This window comes from Salinibaculum sp. SYNS191 (assembly GCF_037338445.1).
GTDB lineage: Archaea > Halobacteriota > Halobacteria > Halobacteriales > Haloarculaceae > Salinibaculum > Salinibaculum marinum.
Map to the genome: position 1 here is coordinate 782,487 of NZ_CP147838.1, position 21,690 is coordinate 804,176.

At 68.1% G+C, this 21,690-nt stretch carries 24 protein-coding genes; 14 read left to right on the top strand and 10 right to left on the bottom strand.

All coding sequences use genetic code 11. From position 1 onward, the window contains the following. Positions 1–25 precede the first annotated feature (25 nt). From mch to WDJ57_RS04255, 3 genes are read left to right on the top strand one after another with little or no spacing between them, the layout of a single operon-like run. On the top strand, positions 26–955 hold the full coding sequence (gene mch / locus WDJ57_RS04245) for a methenyltetrahydromethanopterin cyclohydrolase (protein ID WP_338904216.1): 930 nt from the start codon (positions 26–28) through the stop codon (positions 953–955). A 1-nt stretch (position 956) separates the two neighbouring features. Further along, positions 957–1,445 carry a hypothetical protein gene (locus WDJ57_RS04250; protein ID WP_338904217.1) on the top strand — a complete coding sequence of 163 codons (489 nt, stop codon included), beginning with the start codon at positions 957–959 and terminating at the stop codon, positions 1,443–1,445. A gap of 43 nt (positions 1,446–1,488) precedes the next feature. Next, complete coding sequence (locus tag WDJ57_RS04255; protein WP_338904218.1) at positions 1,489–2,163, top strand: HAD family hydrolase; 675 nt, start codon at positions 1,489–1,491, stop codon at positions 2,161–2,163. Positions 2,164–2,173: 10 nt separating this feature from the next. On the opposite strand, the gene WDJ57_RS04260 is transcribed toward WDJ57_RS04255, so the two are convergent. From WDJ57_RS04260 to WDJ57_RS04270, 3 genes are all read right to left on the bottom strand, one after another. Further along, positions 2,174–3,817, bottom strand: coding sequence for a GTPBP1 family GTP-binding protein (locus tag WDJ57_RS04260; protein WP_338904220.1), 1,644 nt, complete (start codon positions 3,815–3,817; stop codon positions 2,174–2,176). A 153-nt stretch (positions 3,818–3,970) separates the two neighbouring features. Beyond that, positions 3,971–4,672, bottom strand: coding sequence for a phosphoglycolate phosphatase (locus WDJ57_RS04265; RefSeq protein ID WP_338904222.1), 702 nt, complete (start codon positions 4,670–4,672; stop codon positions 3,971–3,973). 37 nt (positions 4,673–4,709) lie between these two features. Beyond that, entirely contained in the window at positions 4,710–5,252 is a 543-nt protein-coding gene (locus WDJ57_RS04270) for a J domain-containing protein (protein WP_338904224.1), read from the bottom strand. An 86-nt stretch (positions 5,253–5,338) separates the two neighbouring features. On the opposite strand from WDJ57_RS04270, the gene WDJ57_RS04275 reads away from it, so the two are divergent. Beyond that, positions 5,339–5,548 (top strand): hypothetical protein, encoded by a 210-nt coding sequence (locus tag WDJ57_RS04275; protein WP_338904226.1) that lies wholly within the window; start codon positions 5,339–5,341, stop codon positions 5,546–5,548. On the opposite strand, the gene WDJ57_RS04280 is transcribed toward WDJ57_RS04275, so the two are convergent. From WDJ57_RS04280 to pyrF, 3 genes are all read right to left on the bottom strand, one after another. Then, a complete protein-coding gene (locus WDJ57_RS04280; protein ID WP_338904228.1) occupies positions 5,545–6,366 on the bottom strand; it encodes an SIMPL domain-containing protein in 822 nt (273 codons plus the stop codon). The two genes, WDJ57_RS04275 and WDJ57_RS04280, sit on opposite strands and share 4 nt — an antisense overlap. A 95-nt stretch (positions 6,367–6,461) precedes the next feature. Further along, entirely contained in the window at positions 6,462–7,115 is a 654-nt protein-coding gene (locus WDJ57_RS04285; protein ID WP_338904229.1) for a sensor domain-containing protein, read from the bottom strand. Between the two features lie 61 nt (positions 7,116–7,176). Beyond that, the gene (gene pyrF / locus WDJ57_RS04290) at positions 7,177–8,025 is read right to left on the bottom strand and encodes an orotidine-5'-phosphate decarboxylase (RefSeq protein WP_380630201.1); all 849 of its coding nucleotides are present in this window, start codon (positions 8,023–8,025) and stop codon (positions 7,177–7,179) included. A 110-nt stretch (positions 8,026–8,135) separates the two neighbouring features. On the opposite strand from pyrF, the gene WDJ57_RS04295 reads away from it, so the two are divergent. Continuing rightward, a complete protein-coding gene (locus WDJ57_RS04295; RefSeq protein ID WP_338904231.1) occupies positions 8,136–8,792 on the top strand; it encodes an HAD family hydrolase in 657 nt (218 codons plus the stop codon). Between the two features lie 3 nt (positions 8,793–8,795). On the opposite strand, the gene WDJ57_RS04300 is transcribed toward WDJ57_RS04295, so the two are convergent. Beyond that, positions 8,796–9,122 (bottom strand): hypothetical protein, encoded by a 327-nt coding sequence (locus WDJ57_RS04300; protein ID WP_338904232.1) that lies wholly within the window; start codon positions 9,120–9,122, stop codon positions 8,796–8,798. After that, complete coding sequence (locus WDJ57_RS04305) at positions 9,122–9,562, bottom strand: DUF2240 family protein (protein ID WP_338904233.1); 441 nt, start codon at positions 9,560–9,562, stop codon at positions 9,122–9,124. Before WDJ57_RS04305 ends, WDJ57_RS04300 begins: the two co-directional genes overlap by 1 nt. Positions 9,563–9,655: 93 nt before the next feature. Between WDJ57_RS04305 and WDJ57_RS04310 the strand changes: the two genes are divergently transcribed. The 4 genes from WDJ57_RS04310 (at position 9,656) to ppk1 (ending at position 14,093) form a co-directional block, all read left to right on the top strand. Further along, positions 9,656–10,030, top strand: a complete 375-nt coding sequence (locus WDJ57_RS04310) for a 30S ribosomal protein S8e (protein WP_338904235.1) — start codon at positions 9,656–9,658, stop codon at positions 10,028–10,030. Positions 10,031–10,153: 123 nt separating this feature from the next. Next, complete coding sequence (locus WDJ57_RS04315) at positions 10,154–10,591, top strand: GNAT family N-acetyltransferase (RefSeq protein ID WP_338904237.1); 438 nt, start codon at positions 10,154–10,156, stop codon at positions 10,589–10,591. 306 nt (positions 10,592–10,897) lie between these two features. Next, a complete protein-coding gene (locus WDJ57_RS04320; RefSeq protein WP_338904239.1) occupies positions 10,898–11,629 on the top strand; it encodes a metallophosphoesterase family protein in 732 nt (243 codons plus the stop codon). 1 nt (position 11,630) lies between these two features. Further along, positions 11,631–14,093, top strand: a complete 2,463-nt coding sequence (gene ppk1, locus WDJ57_RS04325; RefSeq protein ID WP_338904240.1) for a polyphosphate kinase 1 — start codon at positions 11,631–11,633, stop codon at positions 14,091–14,093. Here ppk1 and WDJ57_RS04330 read toward each other — a convergent pair whose 3' ends face one another. Beyond that, positions 14,094–15,092, bottom strand: coding sequence for a PhoU domain-containing protein (locus WDJ57_RS04330; protein WP_338904241.1), 999 nt, complete (start codon positions 15,090–15,092; stop codon positions 14,094–14,096). 340 nt (positions 15,093–15,432) lie between these two features. Here WDJ57_RS04330 and WDJ57_RS04335 point away from each other — a divergent pair, with 340 nt between their 5' ends. Genes WDJ57_RS04335 through pstB form a run of 4 tightly spaced genes read left to right on the top strand, consistent with a single transcriptional unit; the run spans position 15,433 to position 20,038 of the window. Further along, positions 15,433–16,428: a PstS family phosphate ABC transporter substrate-binding protein gene (locus tag WDJ57_RS04335; RefSeq protein WP_338904242.1), complete on the top strand. Its 996-nt coding sequence runs from the start codon at positions 15,433–15,435 to the stop codon at positions 16,426–16,428. A gap of 51 nt (positions 16,429–16,479) precedes the next feature. Then, positions 16,480–17,409: a phosphate ABC transporter permease subunit PstC gene (gene pstC / locus WDJ57_RS04340; protein WP_338904243.1), complete on the top strand. Its 930-nt coding sequence runs from the start codon at positions 16,480–16,482 to the stop codon at positions 17,407–17,409. A 25-nt stretch (positions 17,410–17,434) separates the two neighbouring features. After that, positions 17,435–19,135 (top strand): phosphate ABC transporter permease PstA, encoded by a 1,701-nt coding sequence (gene pstA, locus WDJ57_RS04345; RefSeq protein ID WP_338904244.1) that lies wholly within the window; start codon positions 17,435–17,437, stop codon positions 19,133–19,135. A 3-nt stretch (positions 19,136–19,138) separates the two neighbouring features. Next, entirely contained in the window at positions 19,139–20,038 is a 900-nt protein-coding gene (gene pstB / locus WDJ57_RS04350; protein WP_338904246.1) for a phosphate ABC transporter ATP-binding protein PstB, read from the top strand. 24 nt (positions 20,039–20,062) lie between these two features. Here the strand turns inward: pstB and WDJ57_RS04355 are convergent, their stop codons facing one another. Next, positions 20,063–20,218: a hypothetical protein gene (locus WDJ57_RS04355; protein ID WP_338904247.1), complete on the bottom strand. Its 156-nt coding sequence runs from the start codon at positions 20,216–20,218 to the stop codon at positions 20,063–20,065. A 257-nt stretch (positions 20,219–20,475) separates the two neighbouring features. Between WDJ57_RS04355 and WDJ57_RS04360 the strand changes: the two genes are divergently transcribed. Further along, entirely contained in the window at positions 20,476–21,651 is a 1,176-nt protein-coding gene (locus WDJ57_RS04360; RefSeq protein ID WP_338904249.1) for a substrate-binding domain-containing protein, read from the top strand. The last annotated feature ends 39 nt before the right edge of the window (positions 21,652–21,690 follow it).

Consider the following 21,690-nt stretch of genomic DNA (forward strand, 5'->3'; position numbering starts at 1 on the left):
AGTGAGGCGGGGCGAAAGGCGGGGTATGGAGAGTCTCAACCGGATGGCCACGGAACTCGTCGACGAGGCCATCGACTTCGCCGAGGAACTCACCCTGGACGTCCACGCGCTGGAGGGCGACGCCGCCGTCATCGACTTCGGCGTCGCGGTCCCCGGAGCCGTCGAGGCCGGCCTCCTGCTGGCCGAGATACAGACCGCCGGCCTCGCGACAGTCCAGACCCGCATGGACGAGGTAGCCGGCGCACCCACCACCCACGTCGAACTGTCGACCGACCACCCCGCACTGGGGTTGCTCTGTGCCGGCAAGGCCGGCTGGGAACTCAGCGTCGACGACTTCGAGGGACTTGGGAGCGGCCCCGCCCGCGCCATCGTCGCCGAGGAGGACATCTACGCGCGGGTCGGCTACGCCGACGACGCCGACTTCGCCGTGCTGGCCGTCGAATCGGACACGCTCCCCGACGAGGCCGTCGCCGCGGCGGTCGCCGAGCGGACCGGCGTCCCCGAGAGCGGCGTGTTCCTGCCGGCGTTCTCGACGGCCTCCATCACCGGCAGCGTCGTCGCGGCCGCCCGCGCGGCCGAACTCGCCACCTTCCGCCTGTCGGAACTCGGCTACGACCCGCTCGAAGTCCTCTCGGTCTCCGGCTCCGCCCCCGTCGCACCGGTCGCCGACGACGAGGAGACGGCGATGGCCCGGACCAACGACGCGCTGGCCTACGGCGGGCAGGCCCACCTCGTCGTCGAGGAGCCCTTCGACCGCTTCGACGAAGTCGTCTCGACGGCCGCAGACGACCACGGCCAACCATTCGCCGACATCTTCGCCGGCGTGGACTGGGACATGAGCGAGTTGCCCGTCGACCTCTTCGGACCGGCGCAGGTCACAGTCGACGTCCTCGGCGGCGAGACGCACGTCGTCGGCGACACGCACGAGGACGTCCTGGCCGAGAGCTTCCACTGAGATGCGCTACAAGATAGTCCCCGAACCGCGGAGTCGCGAGGCGCTGCTGGCCGCCCGCGACGCGCTGCCGCTGGTCCCGGGCAGCGTCGAGGACTGCTGTACGCGCATCCGCGACCGGACGGACGTACCCTCGCGTGACCGCGCGCGGGAACTGCTCACCTTCCTGCAGGCGCTCGGCCTCGCGAAAGAGGCCAGCCACGGCTTCCACCGCGTCCGCGGTGACGTCACCGACGAACAACTCCGGGAAGCGTTCCTGGCGAACGTCTACGGCGCGCGGGAGATAGTCGACGCGCTGGCCGACAGCGACGGCCCCCTCGACGCGGCGGACGCCCTCGCGGCGATTCGCGACGGCGTGCCGCGGTGGGAGCGCTCCCAGTACGCCGACTGGGAGGCGGAGTGGCGCGAACGCGCCGCGAACCTGCTGGCGTGGGCGGAGACGTTCGGACTGGCCGCGTCCGTCGACGGCGGCTACGTCGCGACCGACCCGTGAGAGAGCGGCGGGCTTTTGCCGCTGTCGCCCCTCCGGTCGCTCGATGACTGGACGGCTCGACGCGGTGCTGTTCGACGTCGACAACACACTCTGTGAGTACCGGCGCACGGGCGCGGACATCCTCGACGTCGCCTTCGAGCGGGTGGGCGTCGACCACTTCTTCACCGCCGCGGAGTACAACGACCGCTACGGCGAGTTCACCGACGAGAGCGACAGCGTCGCGGACCTCCGCGAGCGGTGTTTCTCGACCTTCGCCCGCGAGCGCGGCTACGACCCCGACGTCGGCCGGGCCGTCGCGCGGGTCTTCGCCGACGAGCGCGACCACACGAACGTCCGCTTCGTCGACGCCGCACGCGAGACGCTGGACGCGTTGCACGGCGAGGTTCCGCTGGCCGCCGTCACCAACGGCGCACCGGAGATGCAGACGGCCAAACTCGCCGGCCTGGGCGTCACCGACTACTTCGAGACGGTCGTCTACGCCGGCTACGACACCCCCGCCAAGCCGTCCCCCGAACCGTTCCACGCGGCGCTCGACCACCTCGGCGTCGTGCCCGAGCGGGCCCTCCACGTCGGCGACTCGCTCGGGTCCGACGTCGCCGGCGCACGGGCCGCTGGCGTCGGTGCCGCGTGGTTCCCCGGCGACCAGGACCCGACGGCGCCGGACCCCGAACCGGACTACGTCCTGGAGTCGATTGCCGATCTCACCGACCTCTGGTAGTGGACCCGCCTCACTCCACGCCAGTGACGTCGCGGACGGTCCCGACACCCTTCGAGCGGCCCTCGCGGAAGACGAACCGCTGGCCCTCCTCGACCAGGTACGGGCGGAACTTGAAGCGGACGCGGGCGCGGCCCGTGTCGCCGGGCAGGAGTTGCCCGCCTTCGGGCGAGAACACGCCGGCCTCGCTGATGGTTTCGAGGTGGACGACCGGTTCGTACCCGTCCCCGATGCGGGTCGGGTGGTTCAGGACCATGACCTCCGCCTCGAACTCCCGGACCGGGTCGGGGTCGGCCTCGCGGGGGACCAGGACCATCCCGCGCTCGATTTCCGTCTCGCGGACGCCCTTCAGCGCGATGCCGACGATGCGGCCGGCCCGTGCCTCGTCGACGCGGTGGTAGTGCATCTCGATAGAGCGGACCTCGACCTCGCGGAAGGAGCCGTCCTGCATCGGCCCGAGTAGTAGTTCGTCGCCCGCCTCGACGCTGCCGGACTGGATGGTGCCCGAGGCGACGGCCCCGACGCCGGTCACCTTGTACGTGCGGTCGACGTACATCCGGAACTGCGCGCGGTCGGCCCCGTCGCCGGTCTTGGGCAGGCGCTCGAACAGTTCGTCCAGGTCGTCCAGCCCGCGCGTCGTCACGGCGCTGGTCGTGACCACCGGGACGACCGTCTCGTCTATCTCCTCGATGGCCGCGTCGACGCCGTGGCGGTCGACACGCAGCGGCGTCCTGTCGACGTCCCGGAGCAGGCGTTCGACCTCGCGTTCGACCTCGTGGATGCGCTCGTCGTCCACGACGTCGGCCTTCGTGATGGCGACGATGGTCGGCAGTTCCGTCGCCAGCAGGATGCCGAGGTGCTCGCGGGTGGTCTTCGTCGGCCCGTCGTCGGCGGCGACGGTGAGGAGGCCGTAGTCGAGTTTCTGCCCGACGAGGCCGCGAATCGTGGTTCGCAGCCACGGCTCGTGGCCTACGGTGTCGACGAAGGAGACCAGACGGTCGGCCTCCTCGACGACGCGGGCGCGGTCGTCCTTCCGGTGGGGGTTGTCCATCCGCACCGGGCCGTCCTCGTCGAAGCCGTAGACGCCGTAGGAGAGGTCCGCCGAGAGCCCCCGCTCGATTTCGTGGGGCTGGACGTCCAGGAACCCGCGCGTGCCGCCCTCGCCGTCGTCGGCCTGGCCGGTGACCAGCGAACCCACCAGCGTCGACTTGCCGTGGTCGACGTGGCCGGCGGTGCCGACGACGATGTGCTCGTCGTCGTCCATCACGGTCCCTTCGGTTATCGTGGCGACGCCGACGAGGCCCCCGGCGGACCCGTCGCTGTCGGTGTCTGCGGTGCCGTCCGCATCGACCCCCCAGGTCTGGACCTCGTCGATGTGCGCGCCGGCCTCCTCGGCCAGCAGCGAGAGGACGTCCATCGACTCGGAGAAGGCGTCGGGCTCGATGCCGGCGATGCCGCCGTCGTCGGTGACGCCGACCACGTAGGTCGCCTCGCCGTCGCCGGAGAGAACCCGGTGGCGCAGCTGGGCGGCCAGACTTTCGAGACGCCCGTCAGCGAGGTGCAGGTCTTTCGTGAGTCGCTCTTTGAACTCGACGCTGCCGCCCTCCTGTTCGCCGCGCTCGATAGCGCGGTCGAGGACGGCCCGGTCGGGGCGCATGGGCGTGGTTTGCCGCCCCCAGAACATAAGCCTTCCCCGGGATTCGTGCGTTTCAGGCGTGCAGACACCGGAACAGTATCGAGCGCGACAGACGCAACTGTTCGGGATAGAGTGTGAATGTATCTCACAGCAATCGGCAGCCAGCCGTTGGTATCACCGGGCCGTGCCAATCCGTTCGACGGCCTCCAGGAACCCGTCGGCGTAGCGCGCGTCGGTGACGTACTCGGCCGCGGCGAGGGCCGTCTCGTCGGCGTTGGCGACGGCAATCGAGAGGCCAGCGCGTTCGAACGTCGCGGCGTCGTTCTCCGAGTCGCCGACGGCGGCGAAGTCCGCCGGAGCGAGGTCCAGTTCCTCGGCGACCGCTTCCAGCCCGGTCCCCTTGGTGATGGCCGGCGACTTGACGTGGTAGGCGAACCCGGTGTCGACGACCTCCAGGCCGTGCTCGGCGGCGATGTCGGCCAGCGGTTCCAGCGGCGAGTCCAGGCTGACCGCCACTTCGGTCTCGCGCCAGCGGTTCACCAGGTCGGCCTCGCCCCAGCCGAGGTCGTAGCCCGCCTCGCGGTACGCCGCGGCCACCGCGTCGGCCGCCGCGCGGTCCCCCTCGATGCGCAGCGTGTCCCGGCCGACGAGGACGACGCCGCCGTTCTCGGCGATGACGACCGTCTCGATGCCGACGAAGTCACACAGCGCGACCGGGTACGGCATCGACTTCCCAGTGGCGACGACGACGGGAGCGGGCCACTCGTGGAGCACGGGGAACACGCGCGGGTCGACCGCGCGGCTCTCGTCGGTCAGCGTTCCGTCGATGTCGACGACCAGCGGCGGGGCGTCCGCTGGCGGCGAAGGTACGTCCATGGGCGTTGGTCGGGGGCGAACGGTTTGCCGTTTCCGGTCAGTCGGTCAGGACCTCGTAGGCCGCCTGGACCCGCTTGAACGCCTCCTCGTCGCCGCCGTCGGCGTCCGGATGGACCTCCTTGATGCGCTCGCGATAGGCGCGTTTGACGGTCCCTTCGTCGGCGTCGGGGGACACGCCGAGCACCTGCGACGCCTCGCGCGGCGTCGGGCCGGACTGACGGGGCTGCCCGCTGCGGCCCCGGCGCTGGCGGGCCTCCTGACGGACGCGCTGGCGCCGGCCGCGGACCCGCTGGCGTGCCCGGCGGCGTTGCTCCTCCCGCGGCGGCGTCCACTCCTCGCGCGGTCCGGCACCGAAGCCGCCCCGTCCGGGGTCGCTGCCCGTGGCGGCCTGCTGTTCGACGCTGCGGTAGACGCGGTTCAGCAGGCGACCGCTCGCCTGGTAGTAGATGAAGTACGTCACGGCGGCAAAGAGCAGGGCAGGGATGAGAAGCGGCGGGGCGAAGATGGCACCGACTGCGAGGACCGCCGTCATGAGGGCGAAGGCTCCCGCGAGCCCTGTCACAAGTCGGTTCTCGTGCACGCTACTCCGTTGGGGCGGGACCCCTGTAAGCCTCTCGCCTGTCCCGCGGCGGAGGGTTCACAACCGTGGGCGTGCTAGCGGCTCGCATGAGCGTCTCCAGTCCGTGTGAAGTCTGCAACCGGGCGGACGTCGAGCACGCCTGCGACAGGTGTAGCAAACTCGTCTGCGGCCGGCACTTCGACGACGACCTGGGGCTGTGCATCGAGTGTGCCGCGGCCCTCACCGACGGCGAGGACCGACAGCGTATCCCCGGCAGCGAGGACATGCCGGACGGCGTCGACACCTACCGGTTCTAGCCGTCCTCGGTCGCTGGCACGTCGGTCGCTGCGGTCGCCGTCGCGGGTTGCTCGGTGCCGACAGTCCCGTTTGCCGGCCCCGCGGTCGGGGTCGGCTCGACCGTCGGGCCCGGCTCGGCGGCGTAGGTCACCTGGACAGTGGCACGGACCGTCACCGGTCCCTGGTCGATGACCGTGCCGCCCCGCAGTGCCGTCTCGGCGACGGGACCGACCCCGTCGCCGCCCGTCGAGAGGGAGCGGACCGGCCCGAGCACCAGGTTCGAACTCGCGGCGAGTGTCGTCGCCTCGGCCCGCGCGTCCTCGACGGCACGGTCGAGCGCGGTCTCGCGGAGTTCCCGTCGGCGGTCCTCGGAGAGCGTGAAGGAGGCGCCATCGACCGAGGTTGCACCTGCCGCGACGGCGATGTCGACCACGCGGCCGACCACATCGGGGTCGTCGACCACGAGTTCGAAGGACTGCCGTGCGACGTACGACCGCGTCCGGTTCTCCTCGCGCTCGAACAGTTGATAGCCGGTCGTCGTGACGGAGCTGACCGGCGGCGTCGCCCGGAGCGCGTCCCGGAGGCCGGCAGTCTCGTTGGCGAGGGTTTCCGTCGCCGCACTCGGCTGTGTGCCGGTCGCCGTCACCGCGAGTGCGACCACTGCCTGGTCGGGTTCCGCCGTCACGGTGCCGTCGCCGGAGACCGATATCGTCGCCGTGCTGGCGTTGCCGCCGTCGACCTGTTCGACTGGCCCTCCGGGCGAGGCTCCGAGACCGATGCCGACGAGGCCGGCGAGAAAGAGACCGACCACGACGAGCGCAACGAGTTGGCGTCCCATAGGAGAAGCGGGGCAGAGAGCTGGTTTGTTATACGCGGCTTATCCTGACGGCGGCGCGAAAGCACCCGATATACCCACGGTAGAGAGTGACTAGCTCAGGACAGCACTGTCTTCGTGACCGCCCCGAGGACCCGGGCGAGCACGTTGAAGGCGTGCAACGCGACGACGAACAGGGCGATACCGACGGCGCTCGCGACCAGTGCCTCGGGGAGCGTGTCGATTGCCACACGGCCGACGCCATCGACGACGAACAGTCTGTACTCGGTGAAGGGCAGCCAGTAGGTCAGGGGCGCGACGGCGAGGACGGCGGCCAGTACCACCAGCGTCACGACGGCGACGAAGGTGGCAAGGCCGATGCCGAACGTGGCGAAGAAGTACGCGACGAGCAGGTACGTCCGGACGTCGGTGACGAGTTCCTTCGCGTACGGGACGAGGGAGTCGCCGGCGGGCGTCAGCGGTTCGTAGCTCACGTCGACGCCGAGCAGTTCCCGGGCCAGGTGGGCCTCGAAGGCGGCGGCGAACGTCGCGCCGGCGAGAACGCCGACGAGCAGCGGAATACCGACCAGAAGCGGCGTCAGCGCGAGGCCGACGGTCAGGCCGGTGAGGAAGACGGTGAAGTACGCGACGCCGAGCGGGAACCGCAGGAGGACGTACACGAGGTTCCGGTAGGTCTGTCGGTCGGTTACCGGCCCGAGCAGTCTGTCGGGGAGAGACTGCGGGGAACCGGTGGAGGTGGTGTGGGCGGACATGGTCGTTCGACACGATGACACGATTGCCCCTAAAACCAGCGAAACTTCCCAGAAGTGCCGCTCAGCCCGATTCTCGGTACTGGTTCAGCCGGCGCTTGAGGCGTTTGGCGGCGTCGCCCGCGGCGTCGAAGTAGGCGTCGGGGTCCGTCGCGCTCTCGCCGGCGAAGATGATGCCCCGCGAGGAGTTGACCAGTCCCACCGGCGTCTCTCCCGGTTCGCGCTCGGCGAGGCCGTACTCGACGGCGGCCTCCGCGTCGCCACCCTGGGCCCCGACACCCGGCACGAGGAAGGGGACGTCGGGGACGATGTCGCGGACTTCTTCGAGTTCTTCCGGAGCCGTCGCGCCGACGACGAGGCCGACGTTGCCGTGCTCGTTCCAGAGGTCGGCGAGCGCCGCGACGCGCTCGTAGAGTGGTTCGCCGGAGGCCAGTTCGAGGTCCTGGAGGTCGGCCCCGCCCGGATTCGAGGTCCGACAGAGGACGAAGATGCCCTTCTCCGCCTGCTGGAGGAACGGGTCCAGCGAGTCCCGTCCGAGGTAGGGGTTGAGGGTGATGGCGTCGGCCGCGGGACCCTCGTCGTCGTCGAGAATCTTCGCGTACTGGCGGGCGGTGTTGCCGATGTCGCCGCGCTTGGCGTCGAGCAGGACCGGGACGTCCTTGCCGTGGGCGTAGGCGATGGTCTCCCGGAGCGCCCGCCAGCCGTCGGCGTCCTCGTAGAAGGCGGCGTTGGGCTTGTAGCAGGCGGCGTGTTCGTGCGTGGCGTCGATGATGCGCCGGTTGAACGCCCACCGGGGGAGGTCGGCGTCGGCGACGCTGTCGGGGAGCCGAGCCGGGTCGGGGTCCAGACCCACCGAGACGACGCTGTCGACGGCCTCGATGCGCTCGCGGAGCCTGTCGAAGAACATAGCCATCGGTCGGCGCGACTGGCGAATAAAACTGCCGTGTTCCGTTCTGCGAGCCCGGCGCTGCCCGCCGCCCCCACTGGCAACACTGAAATCCTGTCCGCTCCTATCGGCCTGCAATGACGCTGGCTGCGGTCGTCTTCGACCTCGATTACACGCTCGCGGTCCCCGACCGGGACCGACAGACACTCCTCGACGAGGCGACCGACGCCGCCGGCGTTCGCGCCATCGACCGCGCGGAGTACCTCGACGCACACGGAGCCGACCTCGCAAGCGAGACGCGCGCCCCGATTTTCGACGCGCTGGTCGACGAGGGCGACCCGGACACCGTCGCCAGCGCGTACCGCCGTGCCGTCGAGGAGGCGCTGGTGCCGGTCGAGGGGGCTGCCGACCTCCTGCTCGACCTCCGCCGCCGGTTCCGCCTGGGCCTGCTCACAGACGGCCCCGTGCGCGCTCAGCAGGGGAAACTCGCCCGACTTGGCTGGGAGGAGTACTTCGACAGCGTGGTCATCACGGGGTCGCTGCCGGCCGGCAAGCCCGACCCGCGCACGTTCGAGGCGGTCCTGTCCGAACTCGGTGTCGCGCCCGGAGCGACGGTGTTCGTCGGGGACCACCCGGAGGCGGACATCCGGGGCGCGAAAGAAGCCGGGATGGTCGCCGTGCAGGTGATGGGCGACCGCTTCGAGCGCGCCCCCGAGGCGGACGCCTACGTCGACCGCGACGACCTGACGACGCAACTCCAGCAGTTCCTCTGTCACCAGACGCGGCTCCCCTGACCGTCAGGGCTGGCGGTCGGCGAGCGCGTCGCGCAGCCAGTCGACCGCGCCCTTGACGCCGGCACCGGTCTCGATTTCGTACCGGACCGTCTCGTCCGGCCCCTCCGGCGTCAGTTCGAGCACGGCCGCGTCCGGGAACAGACCCACATCGCCAATCTGCTCGCCGTCGTACACGACGCCGTAGGCTCGCGTTCCGTCCGGGGACGGCGCCGCCGAGCGGTCGGCATCGGTCACCGAGACGGCGGCGAGGTGACCCGTCTCCAGGCCGGTCAGTTCCGAGGCGAGCAACTGGGCGATTCGGGTCGGGTCGTCGACGACGTCCTCGACCATCAGAGGTCCTCCCGGGCAGTCGCGGCGAGGTCGGTCACGTCGAGGCCCTGCCGGCGGGCGTACAGCACCGCCGCAGCCTCGATTGCGAGCCCCAGGTCCGCCTGGAGTCGATTTATCTCTGCGACCGCCTCCTGCTTCTGGACGCCGGCGTCGACGAGCGCGTCGAGGACCCGCTCGAAGGTGCTGCGCTGCTGGAGGACGGACTCGTCGGGGACGAAGCCGTCGGGGACGTCGACGCCGCCGGTGTCGAAGGTGGCGACGATGTCGTCGTCCTCGCGGTCGAGCAGGCCCTCGCCGGTGGCGACGTCGACGAGCCGCTGGGCCTGGTCGGGCGAGAACCAGTCGCGGTCCAGCGACAGCGCGACGACGAACTCGCTCTCTGTGAGGCGGTCGACGCCGCGCTGGCGGAATGGAGCGGCGACGGCGCGGCGGAGGCTCATCGTGGAAGCGGGCGGCCGGGAGGGTTCTAAATCTGTCGTCACACCGCCGCGGCTTTCGAGAGGTTCAAGTGGCCGCTGATACATTCCACGGGTATGAAGTACCAGGGACCGTCCCCTCGCAAGCGCACCGGTGGCCGCCGACGCCCGGCCAACAAGAAGAAGAAACACCAGCTGGGCTCGGAGTTCACCGAGACCCAGGTCGGTGACGCGAAGTTCAAGACCGTCGACGCCCGCGGGAACACCGAGAAGGTACGCACCATCGCACAGGACACCGCGAGCGTCGCAATCGACGGCGAAGTCGTCGCCGCCGACATCGAGGACGTCACCGAGAACGACTCCAACCCCAACTACGTCCGCCGGAACATCATCACGAAGGGCGCTATCATCGAGACGAGCGAGGGTCGCGCCCGCGTCACCTCCCGCCCCGGCCAGGACGGCCAGATTAACGCCGTCCTCGTCGAGGAGTAGACGGCCCCCCCCCCCTCCCGGTTCTACTGTCGCTCTCGACCGCCGATGACCGACAGGTCCGCCAGTGCGGGTCGTTGCCACACCACCGAAAACAGTTTTGCGCTGGCGCGTCCGCCTCCGACGATGACCGAGGTCCGTGACCTGACACCGGCGGACGCGGCGCGACTGACGGCGCTCTACCGCGACTACGAGTGGTGGGCCGACCGCTCTGTCGAGGACGTCCGCACCGCGCTCGCGGAGACAGAGGTGGCCGTCGGCGTCGAGACGGACGGTGACCTCGTCGCCGCGGCGCGGGTGCTGACCGACTACACGTACTACGCGACGGTCTACGACGTCATCGTCGCCGCCGACCGCCGCGGGGAAGGACTCGGCGAGACGCTGCTGGACGCGGTGGTCGACCACCCGGACCTCCAGTCGGTCGTCGGCCTCTCGCTGCTGTGTCGCCAGGGGCTGGTCCCGTTCTACGAGTCCGTCGGGTTCGAGTTGATGGAGCCGCGACTCGACGTACCGGAAGGCGGGACCGAGGAACTGGTGCGGATGACGCTCGAACTGGCGGAGTGAGGAGCAGGCGGGTGGTGAGACACGGAAAAGGCGGACGGAGACGGAAAGAGAGAGACGGGCTGGCGGGCTGACGGGTCTGCCGTCAGGACGTGCTTGACACAGGCTGGTTGGTCGTGCGGACGGGCTGGACGACTGCAACGAGCACGCCATCCAACGGTGGTGGAGGAGTTCTCTTAAGCGTCGCTAAGTGTGACCCCAACGTGACTCGTTCCCACATCGCAGCTATATAGCGGTATTGACCGGTACCCTCCGGACCCCACCAGTAATATAAACGGTATACAGCGTAGTGCCAGTAGGAACCGTCAGATGACACGACGCGGACAGGCACGTGCAGAGTCGCCAGGGACGTTCTCGGACCAGGTCGCCAGCGAGCACCGCCGCATCGACGCCGACGCGTGGGCGGACATCTACGTCGTCGGCGACGTCCACGGCTGTCGCCGGACCTTCGAGCGACTGCTCGACAGACTCGACGTCGGGCCGGACGACCTCGTGGTCTGCGTCGGCGACGTGGTCCGGAAGGGACCCGACAGCAAGGGCGCGCTGGCGCTCGTCCGCGAGCGCGAGAACGTCCTGACCGTCCGGGGCAACAACGAGCAGGGCCTCCTCGACGGGTCGAAGTCCGACCCCGCGCTCGACGCCGAGGACCTGTCGTACATCGAGACGCTCCCGCTCGCGATTTCGTGGGAGGACGTCCTCGTCGTCCACGGCGGCATCGACCACCGGGAACCCCTCTCCGAGCACGCCCCCGAGGACGTCCTGAACACGCGCTCGCTGACCGGGGGCGGCTACGAACGGCCGTACTGGTTCGAGCGCCGGAGCGAGCGCCCGCAGGTCTTCTTCGGGCACACGGTCCTCGCAGAGGCCTTCGAGACGCCCTACGCCGTCGGACTCGACACCGGGTGCGTCTACGGCGGCGAACTGACCGCCTACGACTGGCGCGCCGGGGAGTTCGTCACGGTCGAACCACCGGAGACCTACCGGTCGCGCAGCGACGACAGCATCGTCTCGCCGCGGCCCGCCGAACCCGTCACGGAGTAAGATGGACGGACGCGACGACCTGTCGGACCCCTCGCTGTACCTGAACCGGGAGCTGAGCGAACTCGCCTTCCAGCAGCGGGTGCTCCACGAGGCGCTGGACGACCGGACGCCGCTTCTGGAGCGGGTGCGATTTCTCGCCATCTTCACACGGAACATGGACGAGTTCTTCATGAAGCGTGTCGGTGGGCTGAAACAGCAGATAGAGGCGGGCGTCACCGAGCGCACCGTCGACGGCCGCACGCCCCGCGAGCAGTGGGAGGCGGTACTGGAGAAGGCCGCACCGATGCTCGAACAGCAGGCCGCGTGCTACCACGAGACCGTCCGGCCGGCGCTCGCGGAGGCGGGCGTCGAGATACTGGACTACGAGAACCTGACCGCGAGCGAGCGCGCGAACATGCGGACGTACTTCGAGGAGTCCGTCCTGCCGACCCTGACGCCGCTTTCTTTCGACCCGGCGCACCCGTTCCCGTTCATCTCGAACCGGAGCCTCTCGCTGGCGGTGCTGACGCGGCACCACGCCGAGGAGGAGGCGACGTTCACCCGGGTGAAGATTCCGCCGAACCGGCCGCGGCTGGTGCCCCTCGGTGACGACGACCAGCGGTACGTCCTCATCGAGGACGTCGTGCGCGCGAACCTCGACCTGCTCTTTCCGAGCGTCGAGGTGGTCGACGCCGCCCTGTTCCGGTTGACGCGCAACGCCGAGGTCCGGCGCAACCAGGAGGTCGCGGAGGACCTCATCGACATGATAGAGGAGGTGCTCGAACAGCGCCGCTTCGGGACGGTGGTGCGGATGGAACTCGAAGCGGACGCTCCCGAGCAGGTCCGCGAGACGCTGGTCGCGCAACTGGACCTGGCCGAGCGGGAGGTGTTCGACCTGCGCGCGCCGCTGGATTTCCGGGACTTCGAGCAACTGACCGACCTCGACAGGCCGGAACTGAAACCGGACCCGTGGACGCCGGTCCAGCACCCCCGTCTGGCCCGTGGCCAGCGCTACGACGCCGCCAGCCTCGCGGGCGAGAGCGACGACGACAGCGTCTTCGAGGAAATAGACCGCGGCGACATCCTCCTGCACCACCCCTACCACTCCTTTACGGACACCGTCCAGCGCTTTCTCGACGAAGCGGCCTCGGACCCGGACGTGCTCGCCATCAAGGCGGCCATCTACCGCACTGCCAGCGACTCGCAGGTCATCCAGGCGCTCATCGACGCGGCGGAGAACGGCAAGCAGGTGGCGGTGATGGTCGAACTCAAGGCCCGCTTCGACGAGCAGAACAACCTGGAGTGGGTCCGCACTCTGGAGGAACACGGCATCCACGTCGCCTACGGCACGGTCGGACTGAAAACGCACACCAAGACGGCGCTGGTCGTCCGCGAGGAGGGCGACAGCGTGCGGACCTACTCCCACGTCGGCACCGGGAACTACCACTCCGAGACGGCGAAGGGCTACGTCGACCTCGGCCTGCTGACCAGCGACCCGGACATCGGCCGGGACCTGCTGAAGGTGTTCAATTTCTTCACCGGGCCGGCGCTGGACGAGGAGTTCCGGAAGTTGCTCATCGCGCCGGTGACGATGCGCGAGCAGTTCACCCACTTCATCCGCCGGGAGGCCGCTCACGCCCGCGCGGGCCGGTCCGCGCGCATCGTGGCGAAAGTGAACGGACTGGAGGACCCCGACATCGTCCGCGAACTCTACAAAGCCTCGCAGGCGGGCGTGGACATCGACCTGTTCGTGCGCGACATCTGTCGCCTGCGGCCCGGCCTGGCGGGCATCAGCGAGACCGTCGACGTCTACAGCGTCGTCGGCCGCTTCCTCGAACACTCCCGCATCTACTACTTCGAGAACGCGGGCGACCCCGAGTACTACATCGGCTCCGCGGACTGGATGACCCGGAACCTCGACAGTCGCGTCGAGGCCGTCACCCCCGTCGAGGACCCCGCCATCCGGGAGCAACTCCGGCACGTCCTCGACGTGATGCAGGCGGACAACCGCCGCGTCTGGGAGATGGAGAGCGACGGGAGTTACACGCAGCGCCGGCCCGACGACGACGAGTCCCTCGTCGACACGCAGGCCGCGCTGATGCGTGAGGCGCAGGCTGCCAGCGAACGCGACGACGTGACTCGCGGAATGCCGTGTCTCACGGACGTCCCGGATAACGGCCTGCTCGTCGAACCGGCGACCGACGAGGCAGCGGTCCCGGACGACGGCGCGGCGGACGGCGAGCACCCGGCGGTCGACGGCGGGACCGACGACGCAGAGACGGCCACGGCGGCGCTGCCGCAGGTCCTGCGGGCGCACCGCGAGAAGTGGTACGAGCCCGACAGCGCGACGTACAGCTACGCCGTGCGGACGCCGGACGGTGACCGGGTCTACCGGAAGACGGCACGCGGTGCGGCGAAGGCTATCGAACGGTACTACGAGGAGTCGGGCAAAGCGGGGACGGACCCGGCCGACCGCGAGGAGTAGTCAGGGACGGGGCGCGGCTTTCTGGAGGGCGCTCTCGGCGATGTTGCCGCCGTAGTCGGCGGTCCGTGACAGCGAGTCGACGACGAGGCCGAGTACCTGCGCGTACTGCGGGTCGAACTCGCGGACCTCCTTGTCGACGTCGCGCACGAGGGATTCGACGTCCTGGATGCGGGCGCGGGCGTCGTTGGCGAGGTCGGTCGCCTCGTCGGGGTCGTCGGTGAGCAGTGCGTCCATCGCGGTCTCGGGGACCTGGGTGGCCTCCGTGAGGAGTTCGCGGAGCGGGTCGGCGGCGCTGTCGGGGAGTTCGTCGACCTCCAGGGCGAGGTCGGCGATTTTGGTCGCGTGGTCGCCGATGCGCTCCAGCTGGCGGGCGCTGGACTGGAAGTCGAAGACCGTGTCCCGCGGGAAGCCGATTTCGTTCGCGGCGGTCGGGTTCCGGAGGACGGTGCGGAACACCCGCGACACCATGTACCAGAGGCGGTCGACGTCGTCGTCGCGCTCCTTGACGTCGTGGGCGAGTTCGTCGTCGTCGGTGATGAGCGCCTCGATGGCGTCTTCGAGCATCGTGAGGCTCACCAGGCGCATGCGCGTGATGGCGTTGTGGACCGAAAGCTCCGAGGAGTCGAGCAGGTCCTGCAACACCACGCGGTCGGACGTCTCCTCGATGACCTCCAGTCCGACGAGACCCTGCGTGGCCTCGCGGATGACCCGTCGCTGCGTCGCCGTGATGCGGCTGGTCTCCAGCCGGATGACGTCGAACCCGCTGACGTACATGGTCATCACCGCGCGCGTCAGTTCGTGTTCGGTGTCCAGCCCCGTGATGTCGAGACTGCCCTCGACGCGCTCCTGTTCGCGCTTGGGCGAGAGCAGGAGGAGGTCTTCTTCCGAGTGGAACTCGACGATGCTCCCTGCACTGACGTCGTTGTCCGTCGCCCACCCCTTCGGGAGCGAGACGGTGTACGTCGAACCGCCGGTCACCTGGACCTTGCGCGTCTCCATACATCCAACTCTCGATGCTGCTCTGTAATAAAAGAACCTAATTCTATATACTCGTTTGAGCAAGAACATAGCACGTGCGAAAACACCGCTGAAGCGCGTGAAAATCGGAGTCTACGCCGTTTCAGCACTATTCAGAAAGCAGTGCCTCCCAGGATTTTCGCACCGACCGATAACGTGCCAAAAATCTTCTTTAGACTCTTTAATACGCTCTGAGAGCATAGATTTCAACTATGTCCGAGTGGTGTACGAACAGTTCACAGGGGTATATCTATATAGATTAGGGAGACAGCTATAGAATTAATAGTAGAATGTTTATTAACCCCTCTACCAACTTCAATTGATGTCACAGGAGTACGCGCGGAGTGTATCGAGACGGGCGTTCCTGACGAGCGCAGGTGCGGCGGGTGCGCTGGCTCTGGCTGGCTGTACCCAGGAGACAGGCGACGGTGGCGACGGGGGCGACGGCGGCGGTGGCTCCTCCGGCGGCGACGGCCTCTCCGGCCAGGTCATCGTCAAGGGATCCAGCACGGTGTTCCCCATCTCCGACGCCTTCGCCGAGGCGTTCATGGAGAACAACGACGTGAACGTCACCGTCGACTCGACGGGGACCGGTGGCGGCTTCGCGAACCACTTCTGTCCGGGCGAGTCGGACATCAACGGCGCGTCCCGCCCCATCAAGGACAGCGAGACGGAGCAGTGCGGCTCCAACGACGTCGAACCGGTCGAGTTCCAGATCGCCGGTGACGCGGTGACGATGGCTGTCAACAACGACGCCGACTGGGTCGACTGCGTCACGCCCGACGAGATGTCCCAGATATGGCGCGAGGACGGCGCGACGAAGTGGTCCGACGTGCGCTCCGAGTGGCCCGACGAGGAGTTCACCCTCTTTGGCCCCGCCAGCACCTCGGGGACCTTCGACTGGTTCAACGAGAACATCATCGGCGAGGACTACCGCCACACGACGCGACACCAGCCCACCGAGGAGGACGAGCAGATCGTCCAGGGTATCCGCGACAACCCACACGCGATGGGCTACTTCGGCTTCGCCTACTACAAGTCCAACTCCGACCTCGTGACGGCGCTGGAAGTCGACGGCGGCCAGGGCTGTACGGCTCCCAGCCTCCCCAACGCGAAGGACGGCTCCTACCCGATGGCCCGACCGCTGTACCTCTACGTCTCCGAGTCCGCACTCCAGCGCGACGCGGTCTACGAGTTCGTCAAGTTCTACCTCGAACGCGCCGAGACGGACAACGTCCAGGACATCGGCTACGTTCCCTCCAGCACCGAACAGCGCGACGAGAACCTCAGCAAACTCGAAGAAGTGGCCGGTAAATAGACCTACAGAGAACCGTTCTATTTACGTACCCAACCAACAGACCACCTCACAATGAGTACAGAGACGGACCGTGACATAACGTCCCGTCCCGCCGGCCGGGCCGCGCGGGAGCGGATATATAGATACGTCCTCTTTCTGTGCGCCAGTCTCTCTATCTTCGTGACGCTCAGCATCGTCGTGTTGCTCGCGCGTGACGCGCTCGACTTCTTCGGGATTGTCAACCCCATCGACTTCTTCACCGGGACCGAGTTCCTGCTCGACAGGGGGCTGTACGGCGTGTTGCCGCTGGTCAGCGGGACGATTCTCGTGACGGTCATCGCCGCGTTCATCGCCCTGCCCGTCGGCGTGGCCGCCGCGGTCTACCTCAGCGAGTACGCCAGCGACGGCGCCCGCTCGGTTCTCAAGCCCGCCCTGGAGGTGCTCGCCGGCATCCCGACCGTCGTCTACGGTATCTTCGCGCTCGTGTACGTGACCCCGTTCCTGCAGGGGGTCGGAGTGCCACTGAACACCTTCAACACGCTCAGCGCCTCGATCATGGTCGGCATCATGATCATCCCGATGGTCTCCAGCCTCAGCGAGGACGCCATGAGCGCCGTCCCCGACTCGCTGCGCCAGGCCGCCTACGGCATGGGCGCGACGAAGTTCGAGGTGTCGACCGGCGTCGTCATCCCCGCCGCCGTCTCCGGCATCTTCTCGTCGTTCATCCTGGCGCTGTCACGTGCCATCGGCGAGACGATGATCGTCGTCGTCGCCATGGGGAGTCGCTCGCGGCTCATCGACTTCTCCGACCCGCTGTCGAACCTCTTGCAGGGCAACCAGCCGATGACAGCCGCGATGGTCCAGATCAACGGCGCGGACGTCGTCAGCGAGGCCGGCTTCAAGAGCATGTTCGCCATCGGCCTCACACTCTTTGCAATCACGTTCCTCATGAACCTCGCGAGCAACCGCATCGCCGCCCGGTACAGGGAGGAGTACGAATGACGCGACCGACGGAGGTGAGCCACTGATGGCCGCGCCCGAACAGGACGTCGGCTTCGGCACCGGCGAGAGCGGCATCAGCCGCATCCGCGGCAAGGCCTTCGAGGCCGTCTGTCTCGCCGCGACGTCGTTCGCGCTGATGACCGTCCTCGTCCTGCTGCTGTTCGTGGCCGCCGACGCGTTCCGCCCGCTGTCGGCCGACCCCGGCTGGCACCTCGTCTACTTCCTGACGCTGGTCGTCCCCGTCGTCGGGCTTGCGGCGTACTACTACCGGCTCGACGACCCCGCCGGCGAGGTGGCCTACTCGACGACCGGCATCCCCATCGTCGGAACGCTCGTCGCCGGTGCCCTGCTCGTGGTCATCGTCGAACTTATCTCGGTCATCGAACTGTTCGCGCTGGCCGTGTCGACGGCAGTGGGCGTCGGAGCCATCGTCGCTCACGGCCGACTGCGCCCCCGGGCCGCGCTCGAACGCCTCGGCGTCATCATCCTCGCCCCGACCGTCGCCGTCTTCGGGCTCCCGCCGGCGGAGTTCAACACCGTCGTGAACTGGGCGACGACGCAACTCGGCATGGGGCCGGTGCTTCAGATTCGCATCACGAGCCTCCGGGAACTCATCATGATGGTGCCGGTCCTGCCCGCCGACTGGCTGCTGTTGGTGCTGACGCTGACGGTCCCCGTCGCCGGGCTGTTCGCCCTTTTCATTGGCCGACGGCGGGGCAATCGCCGCGACGGACTCCTCCTGCTCGGCGGGACCGTCGTCCTCGCCGCGGCCGGGTTCGTCCTCGGCCCGATAGTCGGCACCGGCGTGGAAGGGTGGGTCATCCTGACCTCCCTCACCGTCCCGCCGCTGGCATTCTACGTCGAGGGCGTCGTTCGCCGCGACGAAGGGACGCAGGGGCTGGTCTTCCCCGTCGTCCTCGTCGTCGGCGTCCTGCTGGGTGCGTTCCTGGTCCGGCAACTCGGCTTCGCGCCACCGGACCCGTGGCTCGATCTCGGCTTCCTGCTGAACGCCACGTCGCGGACGCCGGCGGACGCGGGCATCTATCCGGCGCTCGTGGGGTCGGTGATGATGATGGTGGTCATCATCGTCGCCACCTTCCCGGTCGGCGTCGGCGCGGCCATCTACCTGGAGGAGTACGCCCCGTCGTCGGGGCCGGTCGGGCGGATCGTCACGCTCATCGAGATCAACATCGGGAACCTCGCCGGCGTCCCCTCCGTCGTCTACGGCCTGCTCGCGCTGGCGCTTTTCATCCGCTTCATCAACATGCCGACTGGCTCGGTCATCGTCGGCGCGCTGGCGGTCGGTCTGCTCATCCTGCCAATCGTCATCATCTCCGCCCAGGAGGCCATCCGCGCGGTGCCCGACTCCCACCGGCAGGCCTCCTACGGCATGGGCGCGACGCGGTGGCAGACGGTCCGGAACGTCGTCCTCCCGCAGGCGATGCCGGGCATCCTCACCGGGACAATCCTGGCGCTGGGCCGGGCCATCGGCGAGACGGCACCGCTGCTGATGGTCGGCCTGGCCGCGTCGGTGCGCCTCGCGCCGAACGGCTTCTTCGACCTGGGGGCGGCGATGCCCCGCCAGATTTTCTCCTGGTCGACGCAACTGGACCCGGCCTTCCGTCACGGCGTGCTGGCGGCCGGCGTCGTCACGCTGCTTGCGGTCCTGTTGCTGATGAACGGGACGGCCATCGTCATCCGGAACAAGTACCAGCGGGAGTCCTGAACCATGACAGACAACGACACACCACGGACGGACGGCGGCACCGACCCACAGACAGCCGAGACGGCATCCACCCCCGACCCGTCGGGCGAGCCGCTGGTCGACTCCAGCATCGACGTCGAGGGCCGGTCGGAGTCGGCGTCGACGGCCACCGCCCGGTCGGTCATCGAGGCGCGCCACCTCGACGTGTTCTACGACGACGTGCAGGCGCTCGACGACGTCTCGATGGAGATTCCCGCCAAGCAGGTCACCGCGATGATCGGCCCCTCCGGCTGTGGCAAGTCGACGTTCCTGCGGTGTATCAACCGCATGAACGACCTCATCGACACCGCCCGCGTCGAGGGCGAACTCTACTTCGAGGGCAAGAACGTCTACGACGAGGACGTCGACCCCGTGGCGCTGCGCCGGCAGATCGGCATGGTGTTCCAGCACCCCAACCCCTTCCCCAAGAGCATCTACGACAACGTCGCCTACGGCCTGCGCATCCAGGACGACGACGACAACTTAGACGAGAAAGTCGAGACGGCACTGAAGCGAGCCGCCCTGTGGGACGAGGTGTCCGACCAGCTCGACAAGAGCGCGCTGGACCTCTCCGGGGGGCAACAGCAGCGTCTCTGCATCGCCCGCGCCATCGCCGTCGACCCCGACGTCATCCTCATGGACGAACCCGCCTCGGCGCTGGATCCCATCGCCACCTCCAAAATCGAGGACCTCATCGAGGAACTCGCCGAGGACTACACGGTGGTCATCGTCACCCACAACATGCAACAGGCCGCGCGTATCTCCGACAAGACCGCCGTCTTCCTGACCGGCGGCGAACTCGTCGAGTTCGGCGACACGGAGTCCATCTTCGAGAACCCGGAGAGCCAGCGCGTCGAGGACTACATCACCGGCAAGTTCGGATAGGGTCCGCGCGTCCGAGTCGAATTTCTACCAGGGATGGCCGCCGATGCTCAAGAGTGCGCCGCAGTTGGGACACTCGCTGACGACCAGCGGGTCCGACTGTGGCCGGCCCGGTGGCTGCCCGCCGGTCTCGGCTCGTTCACCACACCGTCGACAGACTGACTGACCGCGGTCGCTCGACATTATGCTCGGGGAGCGGACGCTCGCTCGTGATATAAACGTATCTGTAGAACTGACGTGAATCTGTTAGCACCGCCGGAGAGCACTGGAGCGGGCCGAACTGGGCAGTTGCTGGTGGTCGCAGGAGTCTACGTTCGGTTCGGGAGCAGTATATACCAGTTCGTAGGGTCACGTCCCCCCACGAACGGCAAAGTTACGCCAATAGACAGACGTTCAGCTATTATAAACGAGTTTTATTACCTATCCTCGATATCCAGGCGATGACGCAAGACAGGCGTCTTGACGGCGTATCGCGACGGAAATTCCTCATCGGGACAGGCGCGGCGGGTGCGGCCGCGATGGCGGGCTGTTCCAGCGAGGACGCGGACGGAGACGGCTCGGACGGTTCCGACGGTGGCAGTGGGTCCGACGGTGGCAGCGGCGCTGACGGTGGCAGCAGTTCGGAAGACACCGAGACGGAGACCGAAACCAGCGACACCAGCAACCAGATGGACACGTCGCCGCTGGAGTCCGGCGGGTCTTCGACGGTGTACCCCATCTCGAACACGGGCTCGTCGTACTGGAACGCGAACCGGCCGGCCTCCGACACCGAATACTGGCCCCACGGCGAGTACGACATCGACACGGACAAGAACCTCGCAGATTACTGGGCCGGCCTCTACGGCTTCGAGCCCGCTGGCGACGAGGGACCGCCGTTCACGGTCACGGTCGGCCTGTCCCACTCCGGGACCGGCGTCGAGAAGGTCCGCGACGGCAAACACGACATCGGCAACTCCTCCGGCAACGTCGAGGACGAACTGCCGGACCGTGACTCCTACGACGACTTCGTCGACCACGTCGTCGGCGTCGACGGCCAGCCGCTGGTCGTCTCCCAGGAGATTGCCGACGCTGGCGTCGAGAAGATCACCGGCCAGCAGCTGAAGGACATCTACAAGGGCCGCATCACGAACTGGAGCGAAGTCGGTGGCCCGGACAAGGAGATGCGCGTCCTCGCCCGCGTCAAGGGCTCCGGGACGCGGACCTCCTTCGTCAGCAACGTCTTCAACGACCCCGAGGCCGAGACGACGGTCGCCAACCGCTTCGGGCAGAACCAGCGCCTCGCGCAGGCAATCGCACAGGCCGATAACGCCATCAGCTACCTGGCGCTGGCCTTCATCGACACGGACGGCCTCGCCCCCGTCGCCCTGGAGTGGGAAGGGACGACCTACTCGTACCAGGACGACCAGAACGGGCTGGACTCGAAGGCCTACCCGCTCTCGCGTGACCTGCACTGCTACACGTGGCAGGGCACCTCGAAGAAGGAAGCCGCCTTCATCCGGATGATTCTGAGCGACTTCGGGCAGGACACCTTCGTCAAGCCGAACAACTACTTCGCGCTCGGCGGCCGTCGCCAGGAGGAGGAGCTCGCGAAGCTCCCCGAGCCGACGGACGCGTAGACGCCGGGCGCATTCGAGTCCACTGCCGTCAAACGCCCC